Genomic DNA, 10246 nt, shown 5'->3' with positions numbered 1-10246 from the left:
CAGGGCGGGGTCACCAGGCGCCGAGCACCACGTCGATGCCCGGGTCGTCGCGGAGTTCCTCGATCAGCGGAGCCGGGCCGGGGACCTCTATCGAGGGGTCACCGGCCACGACGATTAAAGCCCGAAGGCCGGCCACCAGCCCCTCGCGCACCTCGGGCGACAGCTCCGCGACCAGTTCCTCCACGCCCCGCTTGCGGTGGGCGAGCACCTGCCGGACCACCTCGGCGCCGTGCGGGGTGAGGCTCAGCACCACCTCGCGGCGGCTGGCGGGATTGGCCCGCCGGTCCACCATTCCCGCGGTTTCGAGACGTCCCACCATGCGCAGCGCGGTGGACGGGTTGACGCCGAGCACCTGGGCGAGCGTGGCGAGCTTCACGGGGCCGAGCCCTTCGAGGGCGACAAGCGTCCGCAACTGCGGGAGCGTCAGAGAGTCGTCCACCTCCACCAGCGCCCGTGCCGACACGGCGATCACGAGTCTCGACGCGGCCATCACGGCCGAGGTCACCTCGTCCGGCTCCATCCACTCACCCCTGGCCCTCTCGGCTTTCCTCACGGTCCCGGCCCGCATGCCACGCCGCACACCCTCCGGCGGGCGCGCCCGGCGGGGCCGGTTCCCTGGCGCGCGTCGCGGCGGGAGCGACCGGTGACGGCGGGACCACAGGCTATCTGTTCAGGTTGCCTGAACACATCGCTTTCGGACGGAAGTCAGGGCCAGGCCACGGCCGTGCGCCTGGCCCTCGCCGTGGAGCGGCTGCGCGGCAGGCTCAGGGCCGAGGCGGGGACGGGCCGGTGGAGCAGGCGGCACCTCGCGACGCTGCACCGCGTGGTCCACGGCCCGCCGGGCACGACCAGCGACCTGGCGGCGGCGGAGTACGTGCGGCCGCAGTCGATGGCCCAGGTGGTGACGGCCCTGGCCGAGGGCGGCCTGGTGCGGCGGGTGCCCGACCCGCACGACGGGCGGCGCCTCCTGATCCGCGCCACCGACCTGGGCCGCGAGGTCCTGCGGGCCGCCTCGGCGACCCGCGAGGCGTGGCTCGCCGAGGCCATAGAACACGGCCTCGACCCGGCCGAACGGGAGGCGCTTCCCCTGCTGATCCGGGTCCTCGGCACCCTCGCCGACTTCGGCCGCCCCACCCGCCCCACCCCCCGCCGCCGCCCCCACGCCCAGGGGCCACGGCGGGGCGGCGGGTAAACGGAGGGCGACGGGTGCCCGGCGCGGCCTCCGCGGGTAGGCGCCCTACCGGCCGCGTTCCCGCTTCCACGCCTCGAACAGCTCCATGGCCAGCCAGTGGCCCGAGACCCTGGCCAACTCCTCGGCACTCATACCGGTGCTGCTCGACCGGCGGGTCGGGTCGGCGCCACGCGCCAGCAAGAAGGCGGTCATGTCGACGTGGAGCGGTGTGCCTCGTTGCGTGGCTCCGTCCCGTTCGACATCCACCGCGTGATGGAGAAGCGGCGAGCCGAACTGGGCTTCCTCCACATCGGCTCCGGCGTCCAGCGCCTCCCGGAGCGCAAGCAGATCGTGGTGCTCGACAGCCCAATTGGCCGGGCTTCGCTCAATTCGCGGCGGCAGGCCGCCGATACGTGGTGACGATGGTTCTTGACTCATCAGCTCTCTCAGCGTGGGTGACGTTGGCCGCCGCAGCAGGTCGCCGTAGCGGTCGAGGGTTCGGCGGGCTCTTTGGACTGCGGTCCAGTGGTCGGAGACACGTGACGGGCCGGGCACTGCCGGGGCGGCGGGCCCGGGACGGGGGCCCGCCGCCGTGGGGTCAGGGGGTGCCGGGGAGGGCCGGGAGGTCGTCCGGGGTGATCTCCTTCAGGTCTTCGGCGAGCAGCAGACGGCGGGTGACGCCGACGGCCTCCAGGAAGGGGAGGTCGTGGGAGGCGATCAGCAGGGCGCCCTCGAAGGAGGCGAGGGCGCCGGTCAGTTGGCGCACGCTGGCCAGGTCGAGGTTGTTGGTGGGCTCGTCGAGCAGGAGGAGCTGGGGGGCGGGGGCGGCGAGCATGGTGGCGGCGAGGGCCGCGCGGAAGCGTTCGCCGCCGGAGAGGGTGCCGGCGAGCTGGTCCGCGCGGGCGCCGCGGAACAGGAAGCGGGCGAGCCGGGCGCGGATGTCCTGGGCGGGCACGCCGGGGGCGCGAGCGGCCACGTTCTCCGCCACGCTCAGGCCGGGGTCGAGCACGTCGAGCCGCTGGGGCAGGAACCGCAGCGGCACGTGCGCCACCGCCTCGCCCGCCAGCGGCGCGAGTTCGCCGGCGAGGGTCCGCAGCAGGGTGGTCTTGCCTGAGCCGTTGCGCCCGAGGAGCGCGATGCGCTCGGGGCCGCGTACCTGCAGGCCGAGTTCGCCCGGCCCGCCGAACCGGCAGCGCAGCCCGCGCAGGGTCAGCACGGCGCGGCCCGCGGGCACGGCCGTGTGCGGCAGGTCGACGCGGATCTCGGCGTCCTCCCTGACGGCCTCCGCGGCCGTCTCGCGCCGCTCGCGCGCCTCCTCAAGCCGCTCCTCGTGCAGGCCGCGCAGCCGGCCGGCGGACTCCTGGGCCGCCCGCTTGCGCTCCCCCGCGACGATCCTGGGGGCGCGCCGCTGGGCGTCCAGTTTGGCGTCGGCCCGCCGGCGGCGCGCCGCCTTGATCCCGGTCTCCTCCAGTTCGCGCCGCTGGCGCCTGACGTCGGCCTCCGCGGCGCGCAGCGTGCGTTCGGCCGCCTGCCGCTGGGTGGCCACGGCCTCCTGGTAGGCCGACCAGCCGCCCCCGTACCAGGTGACGGCGCCGGAGCGCAGTTCGGCGATGCGGTCGACGCATTCGAGGAGTTCCCGGTCGTGGCTGACCACGAGGAGCACGCCGGAACGCCAGGAGTCGACGGCCTGACAGAGGCGGCGGCGGGCGAACAGGTCCAGGTTGTTGGTGGGCTCGTCGAGCAGCAGCACGTCGGGCCGCGCCAGCAGCAGCGCGGCCAGCCGCAGCAGGACGGTCTGGCCGCCGGAGAGCTCGCCCACGGTGCGGTCGAGGCCGATGCCGCCGAGGCCGAGGGAGCCGAGGGTGGCCTCGGCGCGCTCCTCGACGTCCCAGTCCTCGCCGACCGTCTCGAAGTGCTCCTCGCGCACGTCGCCCGCCTCGATGGCGCGCAGGGCGGCGCGGCGTTCGGCGATGCCGAGGGCCGCGTCCACCCGCAGGCCGGTGTCGAGGGTGAGGTCCTGCGGCAGGTAGGCGAGGGTGCCGCCGGAGCTGACCGATCCCGCGGCGGGCCGCAGCAGGCCGGCGAAGAGCTTGAGCAGGGTGGACTTGCCGCTGCCGTTGACGCCGGCCAGGCCGGTGCGGCCCCGGCCCACGGTCAGGGACAGCCCGTCGAAGAGGGTGGTGCCGTCGGGCCACCGGAAGGTGAGGGCGGAGCAGGCCAGGAAGGGGCCGGGGGCGGCGGGGGTGCCGGATTGAGACATGTCGGTTACTCGCAGTCGCGCGGTGGGTGTCGGGCTTCGCTGGCGAACACCGCGCGGCGGCACGAGGGGGCGGGCACGCCGAGGTCGTCGGCCACGCGGCAGGGCTGCCACGCGGTGATCGCGAACCTCAGACGAGCAATGCGCACCTCTCTCGTCGACGACAGGTCACCGCCACGGTACCGCAGGCCGCCCGGCCCCCGCAGCCGCGTTTCGCACGTGCGTTCCCCGCCCGTGCCGAGCGCCGTGCTGCCCGCCCCTACCGCGACGGACCGGCGCGGACCGGGCGGGCCGCCCGGGCCGTGCCGGTCCGTCCGCCGCTACCGGGTGGCCGGGGCCGTCTCGCCGGTGGCCGCGGCTGCCGCGGTCCCGGTCTGCTCGAAGGTGAGGCGGTGCAGCTGCCCCGGCAGGTCGTTGACGAGGTAGAGCTCCCCGTCGGCGGCCTGCCCGAAGGCCGTGACCTGGGTGGGCAGCGTGCCGAGGTTCGCGGTCTCGTAGCTGCCGTCCGCCAGCTCCCGTACCGCCCAGGCGGAGGAGGAGCAGTAGTCGGAGGCCAGGTAGGTGTCCCCGACGAGGGAGGCGTACCGCTGCCCGTGGTAGACGTACCCGCCGATCACCGCGCAGCCCTCGAAGGAGGTCCGGTAGGTGAACACGGGGTCGGTGTACTGCGCCTGGTCGTCGCACTGGTCCTCGTTGAGCACGCCGAGGCCCTCCCGGCAGGACCAGCCGAGGTTCGCCCCGGCCTGCCCCGGCGCGAGGTGGTCGACCTCCTCGGTGGTGCCCTGGCCCACGTCCGCGATCCACAGCGAGCCGTCGGCCTCGTCGAAGGAGAACCGCCAGGGGTTGCGCAGCCCGTAGGCCCATATCTCCGGCCTGGCCCCGGGGACGTCGACGAAGGGGTTGTCCTCGGGCACGCAGTAGGGCAGCCCGGGGCAGCCGCGGGAGACGTCGATCCGCAGGATGTTCCCGAGCAGTTCGTCCACGCCCTGCCCGTTGCCGTGCGGGTCGCCCGCGCCGCCGCCGTCGCCGATGCTCCAGTACAGGTAGCCGTCGGGGCCGAAGCCGAGCTGCCCGCCGTTGTGGTTGGTGTTCTCCGAGTGCTCCTGGCTCAGCAGGACCTCCAGGCCCCCGCCGTCGAGGTGGTAGCGCCCCAGGGTGACCGCGCCGTCGGGCCGCGCGGTGTACGCCAGGTAGAGGACCCGGCTGGTGGCGAAGCCGGGCGGGACGGCGATGCCGAGCAGGCCGCGTTCGTTGTCCGACTCGTCGACCTGGCCGCTCAGGTCGAGCAGCGGTTCGGCGGCCAGGCCGGTGTCCGGCTGGTAGACGCGGACGGTTCCCGACTTCTCCGTGATGAACAGCCGCCCGGTGCCGTCGTCGGGCGCGGCGATGGCCGTCGGGCGCCGGAGTCCTGAGGCCACCAGTTCGGTGCCGGCCGCCACCTGGTCGAGCGGCACGTCGGCGGCGGGGGCGGCCGTCGCGGCCGGTGCCGCCTCGGCCCCGGAGGCGGGCAGGGCGGCGAGCGGGGCGAGGCCCGCGAGGGCGGCGAGGGTGAGCGGGGGGAGCAGTCTCGCGGTCCAGCGAGGTCGTGGCATAACGACTCCCGGGGTGGGTGTGGGGGCGGTGGGGGTGGCACACCCGGCGCCTGCTGCGGCTCCCGGCACCGGGCGACGCCGCGGACGCTACCGATTTCACGCCCCGGCCGCCAGAGGCGGTGCGTGGGCCAACTCCCAGTGGGCGCCCCGGGGTTCGCGTGGCCCGGCCGCTTTCCGGTGGGGGCCGCCGGGCCTCCCGGCGGCCACCCGGGCCGGCCCGCGGAGTGGCAGGGGAGCGTGGCGCCGCGCGGCGGAATCGGGTACGGGACCGCGCGGGCGTTCGCCGGCCGGGGGAGGTGCGTGGCACTCGCCGACCGGGGCACGGCCCGGAGCGCGCCGGTGCCGCGCACGTGCGCGGGAGGCCGGAGCGATGTCCGCGCGCGGGGCGGGAGCACACGTCGCCTGCGCCGTCGCACACGACCGGTTCCGGGCCCTGCCCGGCGCCCGCGCGCCCGCACCCCGCCCTGCCGGAGGCGCGTACCGGCCCTACCGGCCCGCACCCCGCCCTGCCGGGGCCCGTACGGCCCTGCCCACCCCCGTACCTGCCCCGCCCGGGGCCCGTGCGGCCCACTCCCGCTCCGTCCATCGGGCGATCCGCGGGCGCCGCACACCCTGCGGGCTGCCGCCCCGAGGGCGCGGCGGCTGGCATGGTGGCCCGATGAGACTCTTCGCCGCGGTGCTGCCACCCGCCTGGGCCCTGGAGGAACTCGGCGCCGCGGTCGACCCGTTGCGGCGCCTCCCGGACGCCGGGCGGCTGCGCTGGACCGAGCGGGCGGGCTGGCACGTGGTCCTCGCCTTCTACGGAGAGGTGCCGGAGGAGCGGCTGCCCGGGCTGTGCCGCAGGCTCGGCCTCGCCGCCCGGCGCCACCCGCCGCACGAGCTGCGGCTGGCCGGCGGGGGCCGGTTCGCCGAGCGGGTGCTGTGGGCCGGGCTCGGCGGCGACCTGGCGCGGCTGGCCCGCCTCGCGGCCTCGGCGGCGGCGGCCGGGCGGCGGGCGGGCGCCGAGGTGCCCGAGGAGCGGACGTACCGGCCGCACCTGACGCTGGCGCGACCGCGGCGGGGCTGGCGCGGCGGCCTCGACCGGTACGCCGCCCGCCTGGCGGACTTCGCCGGGGGCCCCTGGCCGCTGTCGGAGTTCACCCTGCTGCGCAGCCTGCCGCCGGCGCCAGGAGTGCCGGGCGCCCAGCCGCGCTACGAGCCGCTGGCCACCTGCCCGCTCACCGGCACCGGCTGACGTCGCACGTGAAAAGGGGGAAAATCGGCCCATGACCCGGCCTGCCGTGATCCTCGACGAACTCGACCGCAAAATCGTTGCGGCCCTGGTGGCGAACGCCAGGACGAGCTTCGCGGAGATCGGCGCCGCGATCGGCCTGTCCGCCCCGGCCGTCAAGCGCCGCGTGGACCGCATGCGGGAGGCCGGGATCATCACCGGCTTCACCGCCATCGTGCTGCCCGCCGCGCTCGGCTGGCGCACCGAGGCGTACGTCGAGGTCTACTGCGACGGGGCAGCGCCGCCCCGGCGGCTGGCCGAGGTGGTGCGGGACTACCCCGAGATCACCGCGGCGATGACGGTGACCGGCGGGGCCGACGCCCTGTTGCACATCAGGGCCGCGGACATCCAGCACTTCGAGGAGGTCCTGGAGCGCATCAGGGCCGAGCCTTTCATCCGCAAGACGGTCAGTCAGATCGTCCTCTCGCACCTCATCACCGGCTCGCCGGAATCCGGCGCAACGAACAGCCGCTGACCTGCCGGAACGCGCAACACTACTGCGCCAACACGCACGTTCCGTTTCTTGTCGCCCGGCCGCTTTCCTCCGTACCGTCAAAGGAAACCCAGTGGAACCGGGAGGAGACGCTCCGTGCCATCAACGCGCGTACCGCGCCGCAGGCGCTACCTCACCTGCGAACCCCGATACTTCGACGTGCTGTACGCCATCAACCCGTGGATGCACCCGGAGCGGCGGATCGACACCGGCCTGGCCTGCGAGCAGTGGGAGGCGCTGGTGCGCGCCTACCGCGCCCACGGCCATGTGGTCGAATGCGTCGAGCCGGTCCCGGGCCTGCCCGACCTGGTCTTCTCGGCCAACGCCGCCTTCGTCATGTCCGGCCGCGTGCTCGGCTCCCGCTTCCACGCGCCGCAGCGGCGGCCGGAGAGCGAGGTGTACGAGATGTGGTTCAAGTCGGCCGGGTACGACGTGCACCAGCCGGTGGCGGTGTGCGAGGGCGAGGGGGACCTGGTGCCGGTGGGCGGCTTCGTGCTGGCCGGTTACGGCTTCCGCACCGAGCGCGCGGCCCACGAGGAGGTACAGGAGTTCTTCGGGATGCCCACGGTCGGGCTGCGGCTGATCGACCCGTCCTTCTACCACCTCGACACGGCGCTCTTCGCCCTCGACGACGACAACATCGCCTACTACCCGGGGGCGTTCTCGCCCGGCAGCCGCGCGGTGCTGCGGCGGCTGTTCCCCGAGGCGGTGCTCGGCAGCCGCGAGGACGCGCTGGCCTTCGGGCTCAACTCGGTGTCCGACGGCCGCCACGTCTTCATCTCCCCGCGCGCCCGCGGGCTCATCGCGGAGCTGACCCGCCGCGGCTACGTCCCCGTCCCCCTCGACCTGTCGGAACTGCACAAGTCCGGCGGAGGCATCAAGTGCTGCACCCAGGAGATCAGGCCATGAGCAACGCCACCCACCCCGCCGCCCACGCCCCGGGCCGCGACACCCTCCGCGGCTCGGCCGAGCTGATCGAGGCCGAGGAGGCCACCCTCGCGCACAACTACCACCCGCTGCCCGTCGTCGTCGCCCGCGCCGAGGGCGTCTGGGTGGAGGACGTGGAGGGCCGCCGCTACCTGGACATGCTGGCGGGCTACTCCGCCCTCAACTTCGGCCACCGGCATCCGGTCCTGATCGAGACCGCGCACCGCCAGCTGGACCGGCTGACCCTCACCTCGCGGGCCTTCCGCAACGACCGGCTGGCCGGCTTCGCCGAGGACCTCGCCCGGCTGACCGGCCTGGAGGCGACGCTGCCGATGAACACCGGCGCGGAGGCCGTGGAGAGCGGGATCAAACTCGCCCGCAAGTGGGCCTACGACGTCAAGGGCGTGCCCCGCGACCAGGCGACGATCGTGGTGGCCGCGGACAACTTCCACGGCCGCACCACGACGATCGTCGGATTTTCGAGCGACCCGCTGGCCCGGGAGGGCTTCGGGCCCTTCACCCCCGGCTTCCGCGTCGTCCCCTACAACGACCTGCCCGCCCTGGAGGCGGCCGTGGACGAGACGACCGCGGCGGTGCTGATCGAGCCGATCCAGGGCGAGGCGGGCGTCATCATTCCCGACGACGGCTACCTGACCGGCGTCAGGGATGTGACCAGGCGGTGGGGGGCGCTGTTCGTCGCCGACGAGATCCAGTCGGGCCTCGGCCGCACCGGCACCACGCTCGCGGTGGAGCACGAGTCGGTGCGGCCCGACGTGGTGCTGCTCGGCAAGGCCCTCGGCGGCGGGATCGTGCCCGTGTCCGCGGTCCTGGCCGGGCGCGAGGTGATGAACGTGCTGCACCCGGGCGAGCACGGCTCGACCTTCGGCGGCAACCCGCTCGCCGCCGCGGTGGGCTCGGCCGTGGTCGGGCTGCTGGCGGACGGGCACTACCAGCGGCGGGCCGCCGAACTCGGCGAGGTGCTCGACGCCGGGCTCGCCGCCCTCGTCGGCCAGGGCGTGCTGCGCTACCGCTGCCGCGGGCTGTGGGCCGGGGTGGACCTGGACCCCGCCCTGGGCACGGGCCGCGAGGTCAGCGAGCGGCTGCTGGGCGAGGGGGTCCTCGTCAAGGACACCCATGGCAGCACCATCCGGCTCGCCCCGCCGCTGACCATCACCCGCGAGGAGCTGGAGTGGGCCCTGGCGGCGCTGGCCAAGGTCATCGGCTGACCGGCGCGGGCGCCCGCCTCGGCTCCCGGTGGAAGAGCGTCCCGCGGTGACCTAGCCTGGCGATATGCCCGAACTGCCGGATGTCGAGGGCTTCCGCGGCACGCTCGCCGAGTGCGCGCGCGGCCGCCGCATCACGGGCGTGCAGGTCGGCGACAAGGGCGTGCTGCACGGGGTGACGGCGGCCAGGCTGGGCCGGGAGCTGACCGGCCGCCGCTTCACCGAGCCGGAGCGGCGCGGCAAGTGGCTGCTGGCCCACACCGAGGGGCCGACGGTCCTGCTCCACTTCGGCATGACAGGCAGCCTGGTCTGCGCCGCCCCGGGCGAGCCGCCCGGCCGCCACGACCGGGTGGGCTTCGCCCTCGACGACGGCCGGTGGCTGCGCTACCGCGACCAGCGCAAGCTGCGCGGCCTGTGGTTCGCGGACTCCGACGACGCGGCCGGGCGCGTCATCGGCGACCAGGGGCCGGACGCGCTGGGCGTCGGCCGCGAGGAACTGGACGCGTTGCTCCGTGGGCGGCGCGGCCGGATCAAGTCGGCGCTGCTCGACCAGTCGCTGATCGCCGGCCTCGGCAACCTGCTCGGCGACGAGATCCTGTGGCGGGCACGCCTCAACCCGGCCCGCCCCGCGGGGGACCTCTCCGACGGGGAACGCCGGCGGCTCGCCGGCGCCCTGCGGAAGGTGCTGCGGGAGGCGGTGCCCACCGGCCGGGTCCCGCCCCGGCGCTCCTGGCTGACCGGCCGCCGCTACGACAAGGACCCGGCCTGCCCCCGCTGCGGCACTCCCCTGGAACACGGCCGCGTGGCCGGCCGCGGCACGGTGTGGTGCCCCCACTGCCAGCCGGATTCCTGACCCCGGCCGGCCCGGGATACGGGTTCGCGGTCACGGCGCGGGCCGCCCGGTTGCGGCGCACGCGCGCGGGCGGTCGCGGCGCGCGCACGCGGGGCGGCGGTCGCGGCGCGCGCACGCGGGGGGCGCGTTACGCGCGGGGGCACGCGGAGGGCGGGGTTACGGCGCGGGTACGCGGGTGGTGCGGGCGAGTTCGAGAACCAGCTGATTCGCCAGAAACCACCCCGCCTGCCGATGCCCATACGGCACATAATCGTCCTCCCCCGCCACCAGACCACCCCCCGGACGCGGCAGAAAGAACCCACCGAACACCCCCCACACCCGCGGCTTCCGCACCCGCACAAAAACCGGCTCCCCCAGATGCGGACACAACCGCACAGCCCTCCGCGCACACGGCACACACACCGGCGGCTTCGTACACAACAACCCCTCCGGCCACCCCGACACCCCCTCCCCCACCACC

The 10246-nt window shown here is 75.2% G+C and carries 11 protein-coding genes; 7 read left to right on the top strand and 4 right to left on the bottom strand.

Annotated features, from left to right (window positions below):
* Nucleotides 1-10 precede the first annotated feature (10 nt).
* Nucleotides 11-520 (bottom strand): MarR family winged helix-turn-helix transcriptional regulator, encoded by a 510-nt coding sequence (locus tag D7294_RS09315; protein WP_120677514.1) that lies wholly within the window; start codon nt 518-520, stop codon nt 11-13.
* Between the two features lie 204 nt (nt 521-724).
* Here D7294_RS09315 and D7294_RS09310 point away from each other — a divergent pair, with 204 nt between their 5' ends.
* Nucleotides 725-1192 (top strand): MarR family winged helix-turn-helix transcriptional regulator, encoded by a 468-nt coding sequence (locus D7294_RS09310; protein ID WP_241562220.1) that lies wholly within the window; start codon nt 725-727, stop codon nt 1190-1192.
* A 45-nt stretch (nt 1193-1237) separates the two neighbouring features.
* Here D7294_RS09310 and D7294_RS33030 read toward each other — a convergent pair whose 3' ends face one another.
* A complete protein-coding gene (locus D7294_RS33030) occupies nt 1238-1384 on the bottom strand; it encodes a hypothetical protein (protein ID WP_241562219.1) in 147 nt (48 codons plus the stop codon).
* Nucleotides 1385-1444: 60 nt separating this feature from the next.
* Here D7294_RS33030 and D7294_RS33025 point away from each other — a divergent pair, with 60 nt between their 5' ends.
* Nucleotides 1445-1591, top strand: a complete 147-nt coding sequence (locus D7294_RS33025; protein WP_241562218.1) for a hypothetical protein — start codon at nt 1445-1447, stop codon at nt 1589-1591.
* 178 nt (nt 1592-1769) lie between these two features.
* Here D7294_RS33025 and D7294_RS09300 read toward each other — a convergent pair whose 3' ends face one another.
* Nucleotides 1770-3431: an ABC-F family ATP-binding cassette domain-containing protein gene (locus tag D7294_RS09300; protein ID WP_120677510.1), complete on the bottom strand. Its 1662-nt coding sequence runs from the start codon at nt 3429-3431 to the stop codon at nt 1770-1772.
* A gap of 317 nt (nt 3432-3748) precedes the next feature.
* Nucleotides 3749-5020: a PQQ-dependent sugar dehydrogenase gene (locus D7294_RS09295; RefSeq protein WP_120677508.1), complete on the bottom strand. Its 1272-nt coding sequence runs from the start codon at nt 5018-5020 to the stop codon at nt 3749-3751.
* 658 nt (nt 5021-5678) lie between these two features.
* Between D7294_RS09295 and thpR the strand changes: the two genes are divergently transcribed.
* From thpR to D7294_RS09270, 5 genes are all read left to right on the top strand, one after another.
* The gene (thpR, locus tag D7294_RS09290; protein WP_120677506.1) at nt 5679-6254 is read left to right on the top strand and encodes an RNA 2',3'-cyclic phosphodiesterase; all 576 of its coding nucleotides are present in this window, start codon (nt 5679-5681) and stop codon (nt 6252-6254) included.
* Nucleotides 6255-6285: 31 nt separating this feature from the next.
* Nucleotides 6286-6765 (top strand): Lrp/AsnC family transcriptional regulator, encoded by a 480-nt coding sequence (locus D7294_RS09285; protein ID WP_120677503.1) that lies wholly within the window; start codon nt 6286-6288, stop codon nt 6763-6765.
* 114 nt (nt 6766-6879) lie between these two features.
* Nucleotides 6880-7692, top strand: coding sequence for a dimethylargininase (gene ddaH, locus D7294_RS09280; protein ID WP_120677501.1), 813 nt, complete (start codon nt 6880-6882; stop codon nt 7690-7692).
* Entirely contained in the window at nt 7689-8936 is a 1248-nt protein-coding gene (rocD, locus tag D7294_RS09275; protein WP_120677499.1) for an ornithine--oxo-acid transaminase, read from the top strand. Before ddaH ends, rocD begins: the two co-directional genes overlap by 4 nt.
* Nucleotides 8937-9000: 64 nt before the next feature.
* On the top strand, nt 9001-9786 hold the full coding sequence (locus tag D7294_RS09270) for an Fpg/Nei family DNA glycosylase (RefSeq protein WP_120677498.1): 786 nt from the start codon (nt 9001-9003) through the stop codon (nt 9784-9786).
* Nucleotides 9787-10246 lie beyond the last annotated feature (460 nt).

The organism is Streptomyces hoynatensis (assembly GCF_003626535.1).
Taxonomy (GTDB): Bacteria; Actinomycetota; Actinomycetes; order Streptomycetales; family Streptomycetaceae; genus Streptomyces; species Streptomyces hoynatensis.
The sequence above is the reverse complement of the archived record's forward strand: the minus strand, read 5'-3'. Positions and strand labels throughout refer to the sequence as shown.

Bases quoted from the DNA above. Each gene is read 5' to 3' on its own strand.
- D7294_RS09270 (WP_120677498.1), top strand. From the start codon at position 9,001: ATGCCCGAACTGCCGGATGTCGAGGGCTTCCGCGGCACGCTCGCCGAG.
- D7294_RS09315 (WP_120677514.1), bottom strand. From the start codon at position 520: ATGGAGCCGGACGAGGTGACCTCGGCCGTGATGGCCGCGTCGAGACTC.
- D7294_RS09295 (WP_120677508.1), bottom strand. From the start codon at position 5,020: ATGCCACGACCTCGCTGGACCGCGAGACTGCTCCCCCCGCTCACCCTC.
- D7294_RS09285 (WP_120677503.1), top strand. From the start codon at position 6,286: ATGACCCGGCCTGCCGTGATCCTCGACGAACTCGACCGCAAAATCGTT.
- thpR (WP_120677506.1), top strand. From the start codon at position 5,679: ATGAGACTCTTCGCCGCGGTGCTGCCACCCGCCTGGGCCCTGGAGGAA.
- D7294_RS33030 (WP_241562219.1), bottom strand. From the start codon at position 1,384: ATGACCGCCTTCTTGCTGGCGCGTGGCGCCGACCCGACCCGCCGGTCG.
- D7294_RS33025 (WP_241562218.1), top strand. From the start codon at position 1,445: ATGGAGAAGCGGCGAGCCGAACTGGGCTTCCTCCACATCGGCTCCGGC.
- rocD (WP_120677499.1), top strand. From the start codon at position 7,689: ATGAGCAACGCCACCCACCCCGCCGCCCACGCCCCGGGCCGCGACACC.
- D7294_RS09300 (WP_120677510.1), bottom strand. From the start codon at position 3,431: ATGTCTCAATCCGGCACCCCCGCCGCCCCCGGCCCCTTCCTGGCCTGC.